Annotated in this window: 29 protein-coding genes; 14 read left to right on the forward strand and 15 right to left on the reverse strand. The window is 40.2% G+C overall.

Annotation, left to right across the window (positions count from 1 at the left end):
- Positions 1–80: 80 nt before the first annotated feature.
- The 7 genes from LG336_RS12185 to LG336_RS12215 all read right to left on the reverse strand — a co-directional run bounded on the left by LG336_RS12185 (position 81) and on the right by LG336_RS12215 (position 3540).
- On the reverse strand, positions 81–260 hold the full coding sequence (locus tag LG336_RS12185; protein ID WP_404332772.1) for an H-type small acid-soluble spore protein: 180 nt from the start codon (positions 258–260) through the stop codon (positions 81–83).
- A gap of 175 nt (positions 261–435) precedes the next feature.
- The gene (locus LG336_RS12190; RefSeq protein WP_404332773.1) at positions 436–876 is read right to left on the reverse strand and encodes a hypothetical protein; all 441 of its coding nucleotides are present in this window, start codon (positions 874–876) and stop codon (positions 436–438) included.
- An 11-nt stretch (positions 877–887) separates the two neighbouring features.
- On the reverse strand, positions 888–1241 hold the full coding sequence (locus tag LG336_RS12195) for an ASCH domain-containing protein (protein WP_404332774.1): 354 nt from the start codon (positions 1239–1241) through the stop codon (positions 888–890).
- 174 nt (positions 1242–1415) lie between these two features.
- Positions 1416–2261, reverse strand: coding sequence for a manganese catalase family protein (locus LG336_RS12200; RefSeq protein WP_404332775.1), 846 nt, complete (start codon positions 2259–2261; stop codon positions 1416–1418).
- Between the two features lie 158 nt (positions 2262–2419).
- Positions 2420–2719 (reverse strand): YetF domain-containing protein, encoded by a 300-nt coding sequence (locus LG336_RS12205; RefSeq protein ID WP_404332776.1) that lies wholly within the window; start codon positions 2717–2719, stop codon positions 2420–2422.
- A 169-nt stretch (positions 2720–2888) separates the two neighbouring features.
- Positions 2889–3236 (reverse strand): spore coat protein, encoded by a 348-nt coding sequence (locus tag LG336_RS12210; protein WP_404332777.1) that lies wholly within the window; start codon positions 3234–3236, stop codon positions 2889–2891.
- A 19-nt stretch (positions 3237–3255) separates the two neighbouring features.
- A complete protein-coding gene (locus LG336_RS12215; RefSeq protein WP_404333145.1) occupies positions 3256–3540 on the reverse strand; it encodes a ferritin-like domain-containing protein in 285 nt (94 codons plus the stop codon).
- A gap of 302 nt (positions 3541–3842) precedes the next feature.
- Between LG336_RS12215 and LG336_RS12220 the strand changes: the two genes are divergently transcribed.
- From LG336_RS12220 to LG336_RS12235, 4 genes are all read left to right on the forward strand, one after another.
- The gene (locus LG336_RS12220; protein ID WP_404332778.1) at positions 3843–4127 is read left to right on the forward strand and encodes a YhdT family protein; all 285 of its coding nucleotides are present in this window, start codon (positions 3843–3845) and stop codon (positions 4125–4127) included.
- On the forward strand, positions 4124–5569 hold the full coding sequence (gene panF, locus LG336_RS12225; protein ID WP_404332779.1) for a sodium/pantothenate symporter: 1446 nt from the start codon (positions 4124–4126) through the stop codon (positions 5567–5569). Before LG336_RS12220 ends, panF begins: the two co-directional genes overlap by 4 nt.
- 85 nt (positions 5570–5654) lie before the next feature.
- Positions 5655–6032: a hypothetical protein gene (locus tag LG336_RS12230; protein ID WP_404332780.1), complete on the forward strand. Its 378-nt coding sequence runs from the start codon at positions 5655–5657 to the stop codon at positions 6030–6032.
- A gap of 72 nt (positions 6033–6104) precedes the next feature.
- Positions 6105–6536 carry a DMT family transporter gene (locus tag LG336_RS12235; protein ID WP_404332781.1) on the forward strand — a complete coding sequence of 144 codons (432 nt, stop codon included), beginning with the start codon at positions 6105–6107 and terminating at the stop codon, positions 6534–6536.
- A gap of 43 nt (positions 6537–6579) precedes the next feature.
- On the opposite strand, the gene LG336_RS12240 is transcribed toward LG336_RS12235, so the two are convergent.
- Positions 6580–6756, reverse strand: coding sequence for an H-type small acid-soluble spore protein (locus LG336_RS12240; RefSeq protein WP_404332782.1), 177 nt, complete (start codon positions 6754–6756; stop codon positions 6580–6582).
- A gap of 250 nt (positions 6757–7006) precedes the next feature.
- Between LG336_RS12240 and LG336_RS12245 the strand changes: the two genes are divergently transcribed.
- The 6 genes from LG336_RS12245 (at position 7007) to LG336_RS12270 (ending at position 15306) form a co-directional block, all read left to right on the forward strand.
- Positions 7007–8713 carry a PucR family transcriptional regulator gene (locus LG336_RS12245; RefSeq protein WP_404332783.1) on the forward strand — a complete coding sequence of 569 codons (1707 nt, stop codon included), beginning with the start codon at positions 7007–7009 and terminating at the stop codon, positions 8711–8713.
- Between the two features lie 279 nt (positions 8714–8992).
- Positions 8993–10183 (forward strand): M24 family metallopeptidase, encoded by a 1191-nt coding sequence (locus LG336_RS12250; RefSeq protein WP_404332784.1) that lies wholly within the window; start codon positions 8993–8995, stop codon positions 10181–10183.
- Positions 10184–10244: 61 nt separating this feature from the next.
- Positions 10245–11429 carry a cystathionine gamma-synthase family protein gene (locus LG336_RS12255; protein ID WP_404333146.1) on the forward strand — a complete coding sequence of 395 codons (1185 nt, stop codon included), beginning with the start codon at positions 10245–10247 and terminating at the stop codon, positions 11427–11429.
- A gap of 130 nt (positions 11430–11559) precedes the next feature.
- Complete coding sequence (locus LG336_RS12260) at positions 11560–12768, forward strand: M20 family metallopeptidase (RefSeq protein ID WP_404332785.1); 1209 nt, start codon at positions 11560–11562, stop codon at positions 12766–12768.
- Between the two features lie 27 nt (positions 12769–12795).
- Positions 12796–13842: a homoserine dehydrogenase gene (locus tag LG336_RS12265; RefSeq protein ID WP_404332786.1), complete on the forward strand. Its 1047-nt coding sequence runs from the start codon at positions 12796–12798 to the stop codon at positions 13840–13842.
- 30 nt (positions 13843–13872) lie between these two features.
- Positions 13873–15306 (forward strand): aldehyde dehydrogenase family protein, encoded by a 1434-nt coding sequence (locus tag LG336_RS12270; RefSeq protein ID WP_404332787.1) that lies wholly within the window; start codon positions 13873–13875, stop codon positions 15304–15306.
- A gap of 36 nt (positions 15307–15342) precedes the next feature.
- Here LG336_RS12270 and LG336_RS12275 read toward each other — a convergent pair whose 3' ends face one another.
- Positions 15343–15648, reverse strand: a complete 306-nt coding sequence (locus tag LG336_RS12275; RefSeq protein WP_404332788.1) for a spore coat protein — start codon at positions 15646–15648, stop codon at positions 15343–15345.
- Positions 15645–15851, reverse strand: a complete 207-nt coding sequence (locus LG336_RS12280) for a hypothetical protein (RefSeq protein ID WP_404332789.1) — start codon at positions 15849–15851, stop codon at positions 15645–15647. The genes LG336_RS12275 and LG336_RS12280 overlap by 4 nt, the downstream gene beginning before the upstream one ends.
- A 150-nt stretch (positions 15852–16001) precedes the next feature.
- On the opposite strand from LG336_RS12280, the gene LG336_RS12285 reads away from it, so the two are divergent.
- From LG336_RS12285 to LG336_RS12300, 4 genes are all read left to right on the forward strand, one after another.
- Entirely contained in the window at positions 16002–16211 is a 210-nt protein-coding gene (locus LG336_RS12285) for a spore coat protein (protein ID WP_404332790.1), read from the forward strand.
- 15 nt (positions 16212–16226) lie between these two features.
- Positions 16227–16586, forward strand: coding sequence for a spore coat protein (locus LG336_RS12290; RefSeq protein WP_404332791.1), 360 nt, complete (start codon positions 16227–16229; stop codon positions 16584–16586).
- A gap of 19 nt (positions 16587–16605) precedes the next feature.
- Complete coding sequence (locus tag LG336_RS12295; RefSeq protein WP_404332792.1) at positions 16606–17745, forward strand: zinc-dependent alcohol dehydrogenase; 1140 nt, start codon at positions 16606–16608, stop codon at positions 17743–17745.
- Between the two features lie 191 nt (positions 17746–17936).
- Positions 17937–18056: a YjcZ family sporulation protein gene (locus tag LG336_RS12300; RefSeq protein ID WP_404332793.1), complete on the forward strand. Its 120-nt coding sequence runs from the start codon at positions 17937–17939 to the stop codon at positions 18054–18056.
- Positions 18057–18121: 65 nt separating this feature from the next.
- On the opposite strand, the gene LG336_RS12305 is transcribed toward LG336_RS12300, so the two are convergent.
- The 5 genes from LG336_RS12305 to LG336_RS12325 all read right to left on the reverse strand — a co-directional run bounded on the left by LG336_RS12305 (position 18122) and on the right by LG336_RS12325 (position 20352).
- Entirely contained in the window at positions 18122–18817 is a 696-nt protein-coding gene (locus tag LG336_RS12305; protein ID WP_404332794.1) for a YetF domain-containing protein, read from the reverse strand.
- A gap of 104 nt (positions 18818–18921) precedes the next feature.
- Positions 18922–19218 (reverse strand): hypothetical protein, encoded by a 297-nt coding sequence (locus LG336_RS12310; protein ID WP_404332795.1) that lies wholly within the window; start codon positions 19216–19218, stop codon positions 18922–18924.
- A gap of 21 nt (positions 19219–19239) precedes the next feature.
- Positions 19240–19656: a hypothetical protein gene (locus LG336_RS12315; protein ID WP_404332797.1), complete on the reverse strand. Its 417-nt coding sequence runs from the start codon at positions 19654–19656 to the stop codon at positions 19240–19242.
- A gap of 59 nt (positions 19657–19715) precedes the next feature.
- The gene (locus LG336_RS12320) at positions 19716–19901 is read right to left on the reverse strand and encodes a hypothetical protein (protein WP_404332798.1); all 186 of its coding nucleotides are present in this window, start codon (positions 19899–19901) and stop codon (positions 19716–19718) included.
- 16 nt (positions 19902–19917) lie between these two features.
- Entirely contained in the window at positions 19918–20352 is a 435-nt protein-coding gene (locus LG336_RS12325) for an Hsp20/alpha crystallin family protein (protein WP_404332799.1), read from the reverse strand.
- Positions 20353–20523 lie beyond the last annotated feature (171 nt).

The following is a 20523-nucleotide window of genomic DNA, read 5'->3' on the forward strand; positions in this document are numbered from 1 at the left end:
ATGATGGAAAGGCACTTGAGCTGTTTGAAAGGCTCAGTGTGCCTTTATTTTTTAGAGAAGTTCTTAAATAAAAATCGAATTCATTCCTCAACCAACTCATCAATTGGTACAGGCATCGGTTCATCCCGAGTATCCCTACCAGTTACAGTTGCCATGTTGGTTGATTCGTCGACGGTTTCAATCCAGATTGGAACTCCATTATAATTCACTGGAATATCCGCACTTGAAGAAAGAATCTGTTTAGCACGATTTAAATCCATTATGTTCACCTCAGTTCATTATTTCATTTTACATTACAAAGGATTACCTTATTATTTGTTTTCTATGTAACCTTTAAAGCTCTGCTCGACAATGGAAAAGATACATCTTCTAAATCTATAAAAATAAGGTGCTGTCCCTATCCAGACCTGAATAGGGACAATCACCTAACTGTTTTTACCATAATACTGGTTTGACGACCATAAACCAAAGCATTGCTAATAAGAGCAGTATGTAATTCCATAGAGTTCGTTTTAGCTTTTCTGATAATTTGATCTTATCGTGACCTTCTTCCTCAAACTTTTTTAGTGTTGGAGAAAACGCCCGTGCGAGGAAAAAGATTGATAAGATCATTACTGCAAGCGTCATGATAATCCAAGGGGTTCTCCAAGTCCAAGGACCAAAGATGATTAACAAAACCCCAGACCCAACAAGGATGTGGCCCATATGTTTTGTAAGGCGAACAACGAACCGAAAAATACTTAAATAGGCAGCCAAAGCCTCTTCCGATGATTTTGGTAGTTGTTTAATGATCGGCAATAGAATGAAGAAAGGTCCAATTGAACCGATTGCACTAAAAACGTGAATAAAAATTAGTATGCGGTAGGGGCTATCCATTCTTATTCAATCTACTCATTTACTGAGCTGAATTCATGGACCCATACACGCATTTGTGGTAGCCAGGGCATACCAGGGTGGTAGGATAGAATAGAGTCGCGGTATTCTTCCACTGTATTGAACCCTTCTTGGCGAGCATGTTCGTCTGTTAATTCTCCTAATGACTGGGAATAGACACGGTTGACAACAAATTTCTTTCCTTCTAGGGTCATAACCTCGCCTACGTCAGCATACCGACCATTTCGACGAGTTGCTGTCTTTTTACCCTCAAGTACTTTTTGTACGTCACTCGGCATCGTTACGAGTCGTTCAATTGAACATGTTTTTGGGGGAAGTTGATTATTTTGCTCTTCTTGTTTTGTCATTTGTTTAACTCCTTTCAAATCGTAAATACTTTACTAATGTAACATATTATCTGGATATAGTTTGTACATATTTTTGTTTTGTTTACGGAAAGTAAAATGGAATGGTAAAAACGAATGCGAATTTGCAATAAAAAGGAAAGAAGTTTGCAGCATTTTGCAAACTTCTTTTCTTTATTATTGTGTCGGAGGTGGTGGTGGCATGTCGCCTGGTAACGTACCATGTACATACAATGGGGCTGGATTAAGGAAAGGAATTTGTCCCATTGCCTCAGGATTGGAAATATATTCAAAATCTCCTTTTCCATCAAAGGCCGGTCCAGATGCCCAACGGCCTTCCTTGCTCTCGGTACCCTTAGAGAAATCCAAGAATGAATGAGAGACCTCTAGCTTTTCATATTCCTGATTAAAAGTACTTGGTACGACAATACCTTCACGCTCTTCTAATTCATGAATGGCAGCTATCCATTGGTTCTGATGCATCGTGTCTCGAGCGATTAAGAAGGAAAGCATGTCACGAACCCCCGGGTCATCTGTAATTTCATAGAGGCGGACTGCTTGTAGTCTACCTTGAGATTCAGCATTGAGGTTGGCTCTAAAATCAGCTAGTAAATTCCCGCTAGCAATGGTATAACGTGCCGTCCAAGGATAACCGACACTATCATCTGGCTTTGCTCCTAGGCCACCAACAATCGCATGCTGAGGGTTCATTCCACCCATGACCGCACCAATAATAGGGTCTTTTGCTGCTTGTTCCTGCTCTTCAATTGGGGCATTATCAAGAAGTTGAGCAATCATGGTAGCAAGCATTTCAACATGAGCAATTTCCTCTGTTCCAATATCAAGAAGCATATCACGGTATTTTTGATCTGCACGGCAGTTCCAGCCTTGAAATAAATATTGCATCATGACAGAAATCTCACCAAACTGCCCGCCGAGAATTTCTTGTAGTTTTTTTGCGTAAACCGGATCTGGACGTTCGGGTTTAGCATTGTATTGTAGTTCCTTTATGTGATAGAACATGATATCCCTCCATTCAATTCCTTCGAAACTATTATTCCGTTAGATGGATGGAAATATGTAAAAAGCCCCTTGGAAAAGGAGGTAGAGGGAATTTATTCCGCCTCTGACTCTTTTCGATAAGGGGGTTGTTTTATTCATTCTCGAAGTAAAATTGTTGTCTAATGGACGAAATCATCATTATTCTGATTAATGTACAATGAGCCATCCTGTTGAACCTCGGCATATAGCACGTCTGAAGCCGAATGGACTCCTAGTTGTTGCAATTGTTGATGAAGCCAAGAATGGTCCAGTTTTAACTTTTCAAGGTTATTGGAATTTATCACACCATTTGAAATAACCTCGGTCCGGACTGGGTAATGGATGCTATCAAAATGACTCATATCCACCAAATGTTCTTCGTCGATTTTTGGTTGTAGCAAAGACTTTACCACTTGAAGGAATACATGTTGTAGCCCCACCCTAATTACCACCTTTAGTTTGTTCTTGATTAAAATATGTAAATATTTGTTTTGTCTACTGTATTATAAGGAGATTTTATAAAAATGCAAGTGGAATTTTATAATGGAATTATTTGGGTATGCAAAAAGGCTAAAGGATTGTTCTTTAGCCTTTTAGAATCTAATTTTTTTATTGATAAGGGAATTGAGAAGAATAGTTGCTAAACTGCTGATAGGCTTGATCAATTTTTTGTTGTTCTTCTGCTTCAAGCTTATAGACCCCATTTTTAAACATTAAGTTAAAAAGGACACGACAGCTATCATGGGTTTCCTGGAGAATTTGCGCCATATCGTTATATAGCTGTTCGTGACTCGCTTCGCGAACTGCTATGTTTAAACTATCTGTTAAATACTTGCAGGTACTTAGTCCGTCATTAATAAAATCACGATCATTCATTTCCGGACCTTTAACCTGTGGCAAATCAAGACCTTTCGGGTTCTTGATTGTATTGCCGTTTTGTGATTGTTGGTTTTGCATTCATTTCACCTCGTATTTTTTAATGCTGTTGGTTTTGACTTTGATTTGGACTAGGAACATTTGCCATTGCCGTATTATTGTTCACTTGGAGATGTGATAGTAGGCGCTGATAATGGTTCTGATGCATTTTCCCCGCATTATCAAGCGCTTGTTTCATTTCTGGATCATTTACCTGTTGAGCTAGGTGGTGAAACTTTTTTAACGCAAGAAGTTCCCAAGATAAAGCATCCTTCAAATAAAGCATATCCTTTGTCGTAATGACTTGGGGAGGTGTCGGCATCGGTGATTGTTGTGTATTATTCATCATTCCGCTCCTAACTTTAAGTTTTTCATCGGTTAGAATGAGCTAAACGTGAGATATTTATTCTAAGAAAAGCACTTATTAATCACGAGCGACAATGAAATTCTTTAATTAGAGGGAACGGATGGTGCGCTGTTCAAACTTTTACGTTAAATTTGAAGGCTGCAACAGTACTTAATTGGAATGTTTTGAAAAAAATATTACTATAATATGTAGGTTTATATTAAAATACAAGGGTGAACTGCTAGATTTGTTATGGGGATGCAATTTTAGTAGACGGTTGATTATCTGAAAGGAGACAAAGTATGAAACACGGAATCGACGAGCATGATTCGCGCTTTAAAATAGCCCGTAAAGAAGCTTGGATTGGAATTATTCTTGTCATTATTAACTTTGTTTGGTGGTATGGTTTTGCCTATGGGTTGGGTTCCGAATCCGTTGAAGGATACGGCTATGTTTTTGGTCTGCCAGCTTGGTTTTTCTACAGCTGTGTCGGCGGGTTTGTTTTAATGGTGATCCTGGTAATACTGGCCGTCAAATACCTCTTTAAAGAGGTCCCATTTGAGGATGAACAGGGGGATACGAAATGAACTGGTCAGTCATTTTCCCGTTAATTCTCTTTTTAGCCATTATTTTTATCATCGGATTTTGGGCAAGTACCTATTTGAAGTCCTCTGATTCTTTTTTACAAGAATATTTTCTTGGAGGACGTCAACTGGGTGGCTTTATTTTAGCGATGACGATGACCGCTACCTATGGGAGTGCGAGTAGCTTTATCGGTGGACCAGGCGCAGCATATACTCAAGGATTGGGATGGGTTTTGCTTTCTATGGCACAGCTTGCAACGGGGTACTTTGTCTTAATGGTCCTTGGTAAGAAGTTCGCCATCGTCACACGAAAATATAAAGCGGTCACATTGGTGGACTTTTTAAAAGAAAGGTATGAAAGCAAATGGGTCGTGCTATTATCGGCAGCTAGTATTATCATATTTTTGTTTTCGGCCATGGCGGCCCAATGGGTTGGTGGTGCTAGATTAATTGAATCGGTTACAGGTCTATCTTATACGAGTGCGCTGTTTCTCTTTGCCGCTTCTGTCATGATTTATGTCGTTATTGGTGGATTTAGAGCAGTTGCGCTTACAGATGCAGTTCAGGGAACGGTTATGTTTATTGGAACACTTATTTTGCTAATTGCCACAGTCATTGCTGGTGGAGGGATTCCGAATATCATTTCTGATTTAACTGCTGAAAACCCAAACCTGATCACTCCTTATGGATTTGACGGTGGATTAACTCCTTTATATGTATCATCCTTTTGGATATTAGTAGGTGTAGGAGTTGTCGGCTTACCACAAATCACTGTCAGGGCCATGTCTTATAAAAATGCAAAATCCTTGCATCGGGCGATTATTATCGGAACCATTGTGATTGGGTTTATTATGTTAGGAATGCATTTAATTGGTGTATTTGCTCGGTCGGTTCTTCCAGGGATAGAAGTAGCGGATACAGTGATGCCACTTTTAGCGATGGAAGTTCTTCCTGCGTGGCTAGCTGGACTCGTTCTTGCTGCCCCAATGGCGGCTATTATGTCGACGGTTGACTCGCTTTTACTCCTTGTTAGTTCTGCAGTTGTTAAGGATGTATATTTAAATTACATCCAGCCAAATGCAAGCAATCAGAGAGTCAAAAACTTAAGCTTTGGGGTAACAACGGTTCTAGGAGTTTTAGTGTTTCTTATTGCTCTGAGTCCTCCGGATTTGATTATTTGGCTGAACCTGTTTTCCTTTGGCGGCCTTGAAGCAGCCTTTATTTGGCCAGTTGTGATGGGACTTTATTGGCGAACAGGCAACAAATATGGAGCTATATCTTCAATGGTAGTAGGGGTAGGTTCTTATATGATTATTCACCTCTACTTTCCAAATCCTTTTGGGATTCATACCGTCGTTCTTCCAATATTATTGTCGTTGGTGGCTTTTGTCATTGGGAGCCTTATTGGGAAACAGCGTTTACAAGAATCAGTTCATATTGCTTAAATGATTAACCGGTAAAGTATGTCAAAGGGATGTCCTGAAAAGGATGTCCCTTTTCAGCAAATCTTTGATGTTGGAGGTTATTGAAATGAAAAAAGTACAAACGTTTTCTAAGGAATTTCAAGAAGAAATGGGTTGGGTAATAAGTGATGAATCATTTGAAAAAAGCAGGGCGTCATTATTAAACAACTATATGCTTTTGTCCACTGAGGTTGCCGAGGTTGCTGAAGAATTACGTAAAATGTTCAATCTTACTTACCGTTCGATTCAAGAGGGAGTAGAAGAGGATATCGCCTTTGAGCAAGCAAAGGCTCAGGTAAAAGAAGAGATTGGGAAAGAGCTTGCCGACTGCTTCGCTTATTTAATGAAGTTTTACAACTACTTTGAACTTGATGCGGAAGAAAGCTTCTATAAAAAAATGGATGAGGTTAAAAATCGTAAAAATAAAGATGCGACCAAAAGGTAGCAGGGTCACCTATTGTTTGATGGTTCCATTATTTCAAACAATGGAGACTTCCATGAGAAGGAGTTGTCGAAGGTGAAGTTGATATTTTCTCTACTAGCGTTAACTGGTGGGTTAGCAATGGGGATTCAAGCCGTTGTAAACGGTGGGTTAGGGAAAAGAGTTGGGGCAATTGAAGCGTCGTTTATATCGTTTCTAGTCGGAACGGCAGCTCTGTTTTTTCTTGTTCTCTTCTTTGGGAAAGGAAATATGCTAGCCATCTCGGAAGTTCCAAAAGGGCAATTGATTGGTGGGTTGTTAGGTGCTTTCTTTGTACTCGTGCTTGTGTTGGCGACACCTAAGATTGGTGTAACGGCAACTCTTATTTCCGTAATCGTAGGGCAACTACTTATTGGGTCCTTAATTGATCATTTTGGCTTGTTTGGCGGTGAGAGGTTTCCTTTAGATACGAAAAAAATACTTGCATTATTAATGATGCTAGCCTCCATTTACATATTCCAAAAATAGCAAAGAGCCAGTCACTTAACTTGTTGGGACTGGCTCCTCTTCATTATTCTTCTAGTCCGTCGATGCTGACGAGTTGTTTTTCTTCGTGGCTTCCTCTTGCTGTAATGATAGCCATGCTGGAAGTCTGGTCAACACTTTCAATCCAGACAGGGACTCCGTGGAAATGGACGGCAATTTCTTCTTCTGAAGTTAGAATTTCCTTTACCCGTTCTAAGTCCATATGTATCTCACCTCGCTAGTATTATTCCCGAAGTGAATGTTCGTTATGAGGCGATAGCACCTCTTTTGTGGAACCCTATAATCATATAGCTTTTAATGCTTTCGGTGAAAACAATGTCATTTGGTGTGCTTAGTGTAAAATTCATATTATATGCTCATAAATAATACATATGTACTATAGTCAATGTTTATAGGGGGAAAAGGCTACAAGGAATCTTCTGCATAGGGATCGTAGATCAAGGGGGGATCGTATGAGTTTGCAAATTGGTGATGTGTTAAACCTGGAGATTATGAAAAATGCGAGGTTACGTACAGGTGAAGAGCACATCAATAACCGTCATGTTCAGTGGATTTCCGTGATCGAGATGCCAGTGGAGAACTTTGTACGTAAAAGCGAGCTAGTATTAAGTACAGCCATAGGCTGTGGTCAAGATGTGAATATATTAAAAAAATTCGTTCAAGATATTATTGCCTCGGAGGCCTCTGCATTGATTATTGCATTAGGCAGACATCTTTTTGATATCCCCAAAGAGGTATTAGAGCTAGCTGAAAGGGAGAAATTTATTTTAATTGAAGTTCCTTGGGAAGTTCGTTTTGCTAATATTATTGAAGAGGTGATGGGGCAAATCAACCATCACCAATTTAAAGAACGAGAACAATCTGAAAAGGTTCAACAAGAGTTATTAAAATTAATCTTACAAGAGAAAGACCTTAGCTTTATATTACAATACATCGAAAGAAAAATTGGCTATCCGCTTGTGATAACAGACCGTGCTGGGAATATACAGGAAAAGCGTAATCAATCTAACGGTCTGATAAAAAACTGGGAACGGTATGTGACACAAGGAGTCATCCCCGCTAAGCAAGCTAGTTCACTACTGCCGCATGACCCTATGTTTAGGAAATTTCAATTTATAGAAATTGGAAATGTTTCGGTTCTACAACTTCCTATTATTCAAGTGTCTGGAGATGTCCAAGGATATCTCTTCCTAATTACGACGCAGCATATATCCAAAGATTCCTTCTTAACAAACTACGTTGTTGCTGTATTAGAGCACGCCACAACGACCATATCCCTTTGGTATTCTCGTAAAAATGCGATCGAGGAAACGAAAATGCGCCTTCGTAGTGATTTTGTCCTAGAGCTAGCAGAGGGAAACATACTGTCATGGGACCAAGCAAATTCAAGGGCAAGATTATTAGGATACAATTTAAGATTGCCATATTTTTGTATAGTAGGTTATCCAGAAAATTTACGAAAAGTTTTTGAGAAAAGAAAGAAACAGACGGGATCCTTTGAAGATTGGCTAGAGAGCATGATCCGCTATATTGAAGAAGAAATACTATATGCAGCCCAGTCGTTAAAACGGGAAATTATGATGACCTATCATGAAGGGCATTTGATTCTATTTATTGAGAATGCTCCAGGGCAAAAAAACGAGAATCCAACCGCATTCCTAGACCTTATTGAACGGCGTTTAAGGAATTTGCTTCCAGATGTTGTCCTTTCTTGGGGAATTGGAAACTATCATGAAAATCTAGGTGGATTTAAGCAAAGCTATTACAATGCAAACTTAGCCTTAAAGCTAGGAAGACAAAAAAATGGTCCAGGGAATCGGACGTTTCATGAACACACGCGCATCGACAGGATTCTTTTAAGCATTGCAAATAATCCTGAAATGAAAGAAATCATTTTTGCAACGATTGATCCACTGATCCAGTATGATAAGCAACGAAGCATGGATTTAATAGGGACGTTAAATATGTATAACCGCTGTCACGGAAATGTCAGTCAAACAGCCAGATTTTTAAATCTGCATAGACAGTCTTTACTATACCGGTTAAGAAAAATTGAATCTCTAACAGGTTTATCGATTGTTGACCCGGATGATTTATTTTTATTAGATTTGTGCATTAAAATTTGGAAACTAGGATATTTTGTGAAAACGGACGTTTGAATGAGTTTGATATTTTAATAAAATACCAGTTTAGTACGGTTCCCTTGAAGAGTTTCGAAGGACCGTTTTTTTGTGTGGGAAATGAACCACAAACCGCAAAGTTTTTCTTGATAGTAGGCGTCATTGGGGGCATTCCTTTTCAGATACTTTGACAAGAGTAGCGATTAAAACTTCATACATTTTGATGAATGACCAAACCTGTGCTTTTTCATTACGATAGGAGTAAGGAGATTGGTTCTTTTAGGTAGATACTTGGAGAAGGGTAGGAGGAATGTTCCTATGGAGTTTGGAACAGCGGAGTACCAGGAAAGAATTCGCAAGACAAAAGCGAAAATGACGGAAAAGGGAATAGAAGTTTTGCTCATTACGGACCCGGCAAATATGAATTATCTATCAGGTTATGATGCGTGGTCGTTCTATGTACATCAAATGCTTGTCATTATTGATGATGAGGATCAACCACTATGGATTGGGCGAGCTCAGGATGCAAATGGTGCGAAGTTAACAACATGGCTTTTTCATGAAAATATTTTTCCTTATCCAGATGATTATGTACAATCCACGACCAAACATCCAATGGATTATGTGGCCGAAATTTTAGAACAGATAGGTCAGGAAAAACGATCAATTGGGGTGGAAATGGAAAACTATTATTTTACTGCGAAATGCTATGAACGGTTACAAAAAGGATTACCAAATTCCACCTTTAAGGATGCCTCCCTACTCGTAAACTGGGTTCGTCTGATTAAATCTGATAAAGAGATAAAAATGATGAAACGGGCCGCTAAAATTGCAGAGCTGTCAATGATGAAAGGAATTGAACTTATCGATGTAGGAATTAGAGAATGTGACGTCGCCGCTGAAATTTTTCATACACAAATTAAGGGGACAAATGAATTTGGAGGAGATTATCCAGCGATTGTGCCATTATTACCTTCTGGCGAACGAACATCGACACCACATCTTACCTGGACGGACGATACCTATGAAACAGGAGATATTGTCACCCTTGAGCTTGCTGGCTGCTATAAGCGCTATCATTCACCATTAGCCCGTACAGTTAGCATTGGAAAACCAGCAGAAAAGGTTCAAACTCTTTCGGATATTGTTGTGGAAGGACTTAATAATTGTCTAAGTATGATCAAACCAGGCATTGCCTGTGAGGAAATTGAAGAGACCTTTAGAAAAACGATTGCTAAAATTGGAGCAACAAAGGAATCTCGTCTTGGGTATGCGATGGGTTTGAATTATCCGCCTGATTGGGGAGAGCATACGGCAAGTATCCGTAAAGGAGATAAAACCATTCTCCAGCCAAATATGACCTTCCACCTTATTCCGGGGATTTGGTTAGATCAATATGGGTTTGAAGCGAGTGAATCAATCGTTATTACCGAAAATGGCTGTGAAACATTGGCGTCACTACCTAGAGAATTATTTATAAAAGATGGGTTTGTAAAAATTATTAGTTAGCTTTTATAGAATTTCAATCGAACTGAAACAAAATGTGAGGAGTGATCTTGTGAAAAAAAATATGAACGCAGGAACACAGGCAGTATGGGCAGGAGAAAAGGATTATTTAGTTCATAGTGCCACGCAGGTACCTGTCGTACTTAGCGTTGCCTATGGCTATGATGATATGGATGAATGGTATGACGTAGCAACTGGAAAGAAGCAGGGGCATATTTATGGACGTAATACGAATCCAACCGTTCAATCCTTTGAAGATAAAGTGAAAATACTTGAGGGAGCCGAAGCGGCGACAAGCTTTTCTACCGGAATGGCAGCAGTCAGTAACACACTTGCAACCTTTTTAGTTCCAGGAGACCGAATCGTTTCAATCAAGGATACCTATGGTGGAACGAATAAAATTTTTACTGAGTTTCTTCCACGCCAACAGATAGAAGTTGTCCTATGTGATACTGGTGACCATGGGCAAATAGAGAAGGAAGTGGCAAAAGGCTGTAACATTCTTTACCTAGAATCACCGACAAATCCAACGGTAAAAATTACGGATATTGAAAGGATGGCGAAGGCTGGAAAAGAGGCAGGAGCACTAGTGGTTGTTGACAATACTTTTGCCACACCTTTGCTTCAAAATCCACTTTCCTTAGGGGCTGATTTAGTTATCCATAGTGCGACCAAGTTTTTAGGCGGGCATGCAGATGCCTTAGGTGGAGTGGTTTGCGGGTCTGAGGATTTGGTTGGGAAAATATATCATTTCCGAGAAATTAATGGGGCAACAATGGATCCAATGGCTGCTTATCTTATGCTACGGGGAATGAAAACGCTACATCTCCGAGTCCGTCAACAGTGTGAAAATGCGATGGCTCTTTCAAAGTATTTGCAAACAGAGGATTTGGTGGAAGGGGTCTATTATCCCGGGCTAATAACCCACCCAAACCATGAGATTGCCATAAAACAAATGAAGGATTTTGGCGGAATGTTGAGCTTTGCCGTCAAAGGTGGCATTGACACTGTAAGAGTTTTGCTTCCAAAACTAGAATTTGCGAACCGTGCTGCGAACCTTGGAGCTGTTGAAACAACGGTAGGTCCTGCACGCACGACGAGTCATATTGAATGCACCCCAGAAGAGCGTGCCGCAATGGGAATACCAGAAGGTCTCATTCGCGTCTCGTGTGGGATTGAAGAAATAGAGGACATTATTGCTGACTTTAAGCAAGCGTTTCTACATGTTAAGGATGTGTTAAAAGTTTAATAGCATTTATTCGATAGGGGGCCGTATTAGACATTATGATTTTATCAAATGGTTGATTGAGCAAAGTGCCAGGACATAAATTAACCATTACGTTTAAAGCAGACATTCTAAACAAGGTGGCGAGCGGTTGATGACTCAACATGAATCTGTGGTTGAAAAAGCAAATAAACTAGTAGATCAACTAGTTGAATGGCGTCGTTTGTTTCATCAATACCCTGAACTCAGTTTTCAAGAGTTCAGGACCTCCCGTTTTGTCGCAGAAGCATTAAGGGATATCGCAGGGGTAAAGGTTGAAGTCGGAATTGGTGTCGATACGAGTGTCATCGGAACTTTATCCTCAGGTGAAGGACCCACCATTGCGCTTCGAGCTGATATGGACGCTCTTCCGATAAAAGAAGAAAATTTGGTCCCCTATGCCTCTAAGAATGCTGGTGTGATGCATGCATGTGGGCATGATGCTCATACGTCCATACTGCTAGGAGTAGCTCATGTCCTAGGTGAAATGTTTCAAAAGGGAGATTTGCAGGGAACGGTTAAATTTATTTTTCAACCAGCAGAGGAAAATACCGATCAGCATGGTTTGACTGGATCACCGTATATGATTCAAGCAGGCGCTTATGAAGGCGTTGATGCAGCAATTGCCCTTCATATGTGTCCTTGGCTTCATGTAGGGGCTGTTCAAATCAATGACGGCTTTAGTATGGCAAATATTGATGTATTCCAAGGGAAAATTCAAGGAACCGGTGGGCATGCTGCTTATCCTGAGCTCGGTACTGACCCAGTATGGATGCTAGCCCCAGTCCTGCAAGCACTTTATGGAATGGTGTCGCGGAGAGTATCCGCCCTAGATGCAGGAGTTGTGAGCGTAGGGCAAGTCCATGCAGGAACTGCAAGCAATATTCTTCCTTCTGAGGTTTTAATTGAAGGGACGATTCGTAGTTATACTCCAGAAGTTCGCGAGTTGCTTTCCGTTGAATTAAATACGGCGTTTTCGATTGTAGAAAATTTTGGGGGCGGCTATTCACTCAATATTGAAAAAGGAGAACCGGCATTAAAGAATAGTCCAGTTATTAATACGTGGATCTCTCAAACGATTCAGGAGGAATTTTCAGACTTTTCAATCATTAAACGTCCCTTTGGCATGGGAGGAGAAGACTTTGGCTATGTAACCGCAAAGCTTCCGGGTGCGATGTTTTTCCTTGGGTGTGGTCAAAAAGACGGAGGCCGACGGGATTTGCATACTCCTATCTTTGACCTTGATGAAAACTGTCTGCCTACAGGGGTTGCAATTCTTTCGAAGACCGCAATGAAATTTCTAAAGGGGGAAGTTACGCTATAAAAGCCTTTTTTGGGGGTGCAACTAGATTTGAAACAGAAACTAGCGTTTATAGGTTTTGGCGTTGTCGGTCAAGGCTTGGCGGAAATTTTACGAGATAAGAAAGAGCTATTACAAAAAGAGGAAGATTTTGAAGCTGAGATTGTTGCGATTTCCGATTTAATGAAGGGTTCTATTTATCATCCAGACGGTCTAGATATTGATACATTGTTAACTGTGATAAGGGAAACGGGGGACTTAGAGAACTATCCGGAAACGACTGGCTTAGTAAAAGGATGGGATAGTCTTAGGACAATTCGAGAATCCAATGCTGACACTATTGTTGAAGTTTCATATACAGATGTAAAGACTGGTCAACCGGCGATTTCTCATTGTAAAGCTGCGTTTGAGAGTGGGAAAAATGTCGTTATGACGAATAAGGGACCTATCGCGCTTGCCTATAAAGAGTTAACTGAACTAGCAAAGAAACACAAGGTTAGCTGGGGCTTTGAGGGGACAGTGATGAGCGGTACACCTGCGTTGAGAATGCCGAAGACCACACTTGCAGGGAATGAAATTACTGAAGTTCGTGGGATATTAAATGGCACGACAAATTTCATCTTAACGAAGATGGAAGAAGATGGAGTTACGTATGAGGACGCCTTAAAGCAGGCACAAGAATTAGGGTATGCTGAGGCTAATCCGACTAGCGATGTGGAAGGCTATGATGCCCGGTATAAAATCGTTATCTTATCTAATTATGTCATGAATACCCCTTTAAAAGTAGAGGAAGTATCTTGTACGGGGATTTCAGGGATTACCTTGGAAGACATCCAAGAGGCAAAAGCCGAAGGAAAGCGTTGGAAGCTTTTGGCCACAGCCTATAAAGAAGGAGGGAAGGTAACCGCTTCAATATCCCCGGAAAAAGTAGAACTAACGGACCCACTTGCATCTATTAGCGGTCCGACGAACGCCATTAGCTATGAATGTGATCTATTAGGAACCGTAACCTTAAGTGGTGCAGGAGCAGGGAAAGTCGAAACGGGTTTTTCCTTGTTAATAGACCTTATTAGCATCCAGCGGGAGACGAAGCCATGAACGATCCAATCATTGAAGGGCGGGAAAGTGATGAGAGCGAAAGTGACTGGAAGAAGGATGTTTTTAGCTGGGAAGTGGGTAGCTCGGAGTAGAACCATCAATGTATACGACCCACAAGATAACAGCCTTATAGATACTGTACCGGCTGCTACTGTTGAAGATACTCTGCATTGTATCGATGAGGCAAAAGAAGGAGCAAAAATTGCTGCTAGTTTGCCAGTTCATCAACGGATGTCTATTCTTCAAAAGGCTGCAAGTTATATAGAGGGTAACCAAAAGACCTATGCCAATACAATTGCACGTGAGGGGAGCAAAACCATTCGCGAAGCAACAAAAGAGGTGGTTAGATGCATTGAAACGCTTAGAATTAGTGCAGAAGAGGCACGAAGGATACACGGAGAAACCATAACCTTTGACCAAATGCCAGGAAGTGAAAACCGATATGGGTATTATCAGCGTGTTCCCATTGGCATTGTCGGTGCGATTACCCCATTTAATGATCCACTTAATCTTGTAGCTCATAAAGTCGGCCCGGCAATTGCGGCTGGAAATGCAATCATTGTAAAACCTGCTACGGTTACGCCAATAAGTGCTTTGTTGCTTGCAGAAGCATTCGCGGAAGCAGGTCTCCCTGAGAAGGTTTTATCAGTAATCACCGGATACGGCAATGAAATTGGCGATGTACTTGTCACCCATCCTGCTGTAAGAATGATTTCCTTTACCGGAGGACTTAATGCGGGTGAAGAGATTGTACGAAAAGCAGGCTTGAAAAAGGTCAGTATGGAGCTTGGTTCAAATTCTCCTGTCATTGTGTTAGAAGATGCTAACCTAGAGGAAGCGGTTGAGGCTACCGTTTCTGGGGCTTTTTGGGCTGCAGGTCAAAATTGCCTCGGGGTTCAACGAGTGTTTATTCAAGAAGGAATAATGGGTCCGTTTCAAAAGGCATTTGTTCAGCTAACACGTCAATATCACATTGGGGATAAACTCTCTCAGCAAACGGATATGGGACCACTTATCAGTGAGCGGGAAGCCATTCGAGTTGAAACCATGGTGAACGAAGCAGTTGAAAAAGGAGCTTTGCTGTTAACTGGTGGAGTTCGTGACGGAGCGTATTATTTGCCTACTGTGTTAACGAATGTTCCTAAGGGATGCACGATTGCGAAAGAAGAAATCTTCGGACCAGTGGTTCTCCTATATTCTGTGAGAGACTTAGATATGGCCATTCAGAAAGCGAATGATGTGGATTATGGGTTACAAGCTGGGATCTTTACACAAGATATCCGCAAGGCACATGAAGCCATTGCACGCATGGATGTTGGGGGAATCATGATAAATGATAGTAGTGACTATCGGATTGATGCCATGCCATTCGGAGGTGTAAAAAATTCAGGTGTAGGGCGCGAGGGGATTAAATTTGCCATCCAGGAAATGACTGAGCCAAAGGTGGTATGCTTTAAAATATAGGGAGATAAGGCACCAGTGATGGTGCCTAATTTATTGTTAATCCATTTTCTCTGCAAGGTTTAGCGCGGTGTCTGATGCGGTCAAATCGACATTTAGTTGTTCTCCTAATAAGTGAGGATGGTAGTAGCCTTTTTCAATCATATAATTGGTCATTTTTTCATGTGTATCGATTGCAGCTCTTAGTTGTTCTCTTAGCGCTGCTCTAAGTTCTGGAGTGGCTGTTTCGGTAATCGCCGCTGAGTAATCCTTTATAGAAGCTTTTACTGATATTAAGAAATCCGTTGCGATAACTTGATCGGTCATGCCTCCCATTCCCATTAGGTTCTGGATTAAATGATTCATTGTAGTTCCTCCCGTTTCGTCAAAAACTGCTGTAACTCTTTTATATGCTGAGAACAGGTATGGGCATCTTGCTCAAGAATCGCCTTTAGTTCAGTGTCTTGTGCCAATTTGCTCATTGTACTTGTTTTTGTTAAGCTCAGGTTTTTTAATGTTAATATCTCATGGACATCCAGTGTCTCATGCAGACCCAAATATTTGACCATACACTTCACTCCATTATCGCTTTTTGCTCTTTTATCATCTCTATACAAGTAAAAATTATGCTAGACAAGAGATGTCAGAATCTCCCACGCCAAAGATAATAGATGTTGGGGAAAATAGGAATGTCGATAACTGAAACTGGAGGTAGTTGTATGACGAAAGAAACATTGGCACTACATGAAACCCTAGAAACCCATGAAATCCTAAACTTTAAAACAGTTTGTTTACTAAGATCAAAGTTAATGCAGGGGCTATGCTTTGATAATGAGTTAAAGCAATTAATGGAAAAGGATGTTCAACAATCCATTACAGCGATTAAGGAGCTTTCTGGATACTATAAACATAACGAATTATTACATTAATTCGGAGGTGAAAAGATGAAAGACTATTTAGATCCAAGAAATGCAGAGGGGATGCCCAATTTAGCTGATTCTGCATTTGCGATGGACTTTTTATTATCAGTGAAAAATGGCATTCGTAATTATGGATTTGCGATTGCGGAGACCGCTAGTCCAGAGCTTAGAACTATTTTAACTAAACAGATGGATACAGCGATGGATTTGCATGCTGAAATTGCTGACTTTATGATAAAAAAAGGTTGGCTGAATCCAAGTGATTTTAAAACGCAATATGAGGTAGATTTAAAAGCTGCAGAAACCGCCGTGCAGATTGCCCAAATGAATTTATTCCCAATCGATACAGACCGAAGAGGGATGTTCGCAACACCTAATAAATAAGGAAGGAGGGATAACTCCAATGAAAGCCGTAACATACCAGGGCATTAAAAACGTAGAAGTAAGAGAAGTCAAAACCCCAGATATTAAAAATTCAGATGACATCATCGTAAAAGTGACGACTTCGGCAATTTGCGGATCTGATTTACATTTAATCCATGGCATGATTCCGAATTCTCCAACAGACTTTGTCATTGGGCACGAACCACTTGGCATTGTCGAGGAGGTTGGTCCTGAAGTAACGAAGGTCAAAAAAGGAGACCGGGTTGTTATTCCATTCCAAGCTGCCTGTGGTCATTGTTGGTATTGTAATCATGACTTAACTAGCCAATGTGATAACTCGAATCCTCATGGCGAAATGGGTGGATTTTTTGGTTATTCAGAATTAACAGGCGGAATCGCAGGTGGACAAGCTGAGTATTTGCGTGTTCCTTATGGCAATTTCACTCCTTTTAAGATACCAGAGGATTGCGAAGTAGAGGATGAGAAATTAGTTTTACTTGCAGATGCTGCAGGCACCGCTTACTGGAGTGTTGATCATTCTGGGGTCAAAGAAGGAGACACTGTGGTGATTCTAGGTTGTGGACCTGTCGGGCTATTAGCCCAAAAGTTTGCTTGGTTAAAAGGGGCAAGCAGAGTCATCGCGGTAGATTACATTGATTATCGCCTCCAGCATGCAAAAAGAACTAATAAAGTAGAGACGATTAATTTTGAGCAACATCAAAACACTGGTGAGTATATTAAGGAAATTACTCAGGGCGGTGCGGACGTTGTCATTGATGCTGTTGGAATGGATGGGAAATTCACGCCAATGGAGTTTTTAGCAACTGGTTTGAAAATGCAAGGTGGGGCGATGGGCGCGTTAGTTATCGCTAGCCAAGCTGTCCGCAAGGGGGGAACTATCCAGGTAACAGGTGTTTATGGTGGTAGATACAATGCCTTCCCACTCGGAGATATTTTTCAGCGCAATGTCGACTTGAAAACAGGACAAGCACCCGTTATCCCTTATATGCCATTTCTTTACGATTTAGCCAATAAGGGAAAGGTGGACATGGCCGATATCATTACCCATGTTCTACCGCTTGAACAAGCAAAGCATGGTTATGAAGTGTTTGATACAAAGACCGATAATTGCATCAAGGTGGTTTTGAAACCTCATTAAAATAGGAACTGCTGACTAATTTTCATTAGTTTGGCAGTTTTTTTGTTGTCATTTGCTATAGGAAATATGTGCGCTCGAATTTGATTTGGAACATGGAGGAGGGAATCACCACTTATCCAATATAAAAGCCCAAACATAAAGAAGCTCCCGTGCATATTTTAGTACTGACCGAAAAAACTGGAGGTGGAAAAATGAGCGGTAAAGGCGGATATGGTGCAGGGTTTGCTTTGCTTGTCGTACTGTTTATCCTTTTGATTATTGTTGGTGCTGGTGGATACGGAAGAGGTTACGGTGGCGGATACGGTTGGTAATCCTCTAGCAGGAAAAAAGCAAGCTTTTAGGAAGCTTGCTTTTTTATTTGAAATTGCCTTTACAATTAATGGAGCATATTGTTCTTGCTGTCAATAAACAGGGTACCGTCCTGTTGGACTTGAGCGTAAAAAACATCAGAAGCGCTAGCTACTCCGGCATTTTGCAATTGCTGTTCTAACCACTTTTCATCAAGATTCAGTTTTGATAAGTTGTTCGTTAGAATTCTTCCATCGGTGATAACTTCAGTTGGCAGTGGAAATTGTTTTGTTTGAGTCATTATGTTCATGTCACTCTTAGTTAAAGGTTGTTTTGTTTCCTTAGGCATAACCGAAAGTTTCCCGTTGGATTCAAAAATTGCGTAATCTACATCGGCTAGAGAGAAGATATTTTTCTGTCTAAGCATCGCATTTAGAGCATCTACATCTAACCGACTCTTACGAAGCGCTCTTTCAACAATTTTCCCTTCTTTGATGACGATAATAGGGTCACCTGTTGTAACCTTCCTTCCTTCCTTTGACTTAATATCAATAAAATCCATAATTAGGGTAAACACAGTCCAACCAGCAAGTGCTAAAACCCCATTTATAATACTTGTATTTGGACTAACGACAAGGTTTGCTGCTATCGACCCAATGGCAATTGCTGAAGTGAAATTAAAGAACGTCATTTGACTTACTTCTTTTCGCCCCATAATTCTAGTCATTGTGAATAAAACAACAAAACCTATAGCAATCCGTAAAACTAATTCCAAAATGTTCATTATTCACCAGTCCTTTTTACTACTAATATGGGTTCATTATTTGCAATCACATTCTTATTTATGCAATCCCATATTAGTGAAACAAGAGGTGGTGAGTTAGGGCTCTAAGAGTCTTGCTGGATATCCACTTGCTGGTTTTTGATCATTTCTTCTAGCCATTCTGGGTTAGAATCAGTGGGGCTTTCTGTAAAGATTTCTGTTTTATCTTTCTCGGTTAAACGTGACAAAATATCATGAATATCGTTATGATCTCCACTAATATTCCCGAAGCCTTGATTTTGCTTTTTCTGACTAGTTAAGTCAGTAGGGAAGTTGTTTCCGAAGTTAACACATGATGCATCCTGAATCGTCCCAATTCGAATAGAGCCGATGAAAAAAGTAGGGCTTAAGGATTTCATCATTTCCCCCCTTTGTCGTCATTTTTAGGTTCCTATCGAGTAGTCTATATCCTTATCGCCAATTCGAACTGTTATGGAATCAACCGTCCTTAGTGATTCTGGAGTTTGTTTTTGATTAAGACCTTCTTTTTTTATTTCTTCTTGTTCTGTTTTTTTTACTTTAGTGGAGTCTTCACTTTTAAAGCTAGATTGATTTTTGGAGGATTGAATTTTGGGTGAAAAGGAGTTTCCTAAATTCAGCATTCCACTAAGCTCTTTTATGTCGATATTATCCAGATGATAACTTAGCTCATCTAAAGTTAATGAGTCAATTTGGACGTTGTGAATATGGAGGTGGATTTCATTTTCCACTTTCTTTTGGTGTCTTATCTCCTTTTCGTTTAATTGATTGAGTTTTTGTTGGATTTCGTCAATAATTCCCTTTAGTTCATCAACAGTCATATTATCTCCTCATAAAAAGTCGTGCATGAGATAGGGGGGTTAACTAAATCCAATCCAACCTACTTTCGTTTGTCAATCAGTGACACATTATTTCTCACCGTATTTGAATCACCATCAATTGTTCCAAAACCTGAAGAGGTTGTAGATTTCCGAATCCACTTATGTTGGACATTAACACCATAATAGATTCCCGAATTTGATTGAATAATATTGGCTTTCAATTTTTTTAAATGAATATTTGTCATTAGTCTCACCCTTTCTCTAGGAGTGAAAATGAATCTGAACTTTTTCATTTTGGCGGATTGTTTGATTTGTAAGAAATGGTACACGAACAATGAGTACCCCATTATAATAATCGGCTCTTATTGTATCAACCGCACAGTCTTTGGGGATACTTATGCTCCTCTTGAACGGGCCACTGAATCTCTCGTTTATTAGAAGCTTCTCTTCATTTTGAACATATTGTCGCTCGATATGACCTTCAACAATTAATGTGTAGCTTTGTATGGATAAATTCACAGCTTCTGCTGAGGTAATTCCGGGAAGTTCAATTACAACAATTAATTCTTTCTCATCACGATACATATCTACTCGTGGACCAACAAGAGGAAAAAGATCTGACATAATATCCCAGAAACCATCTCCTAACAGCCTACGCGCTTCTTCCATTGAATTAAAACTTTTATATGGTTTCATTATTTTCCCATGAACCCCCATTATGCTAATATTTCTTATATATATTTCTAGTACACCACAATTATTACAGGCATTATTTCATGATCAGTAAGGGTAACGTTAACCGAATTATAAATTACAATTATGGGTTTCGCAGATACCATTAGGGACGCAGATAAAACAAAAAGCACG

It is taken from the genome of Mesobacillus maritimus (genome assembly GCF_044803185.1).
GTDB lineage: Bacteria > Bacillota > Bacilli > Bacillales > Cytobacillaceae > Mesobacillus_B > Mesobacillus_B maritimus_B.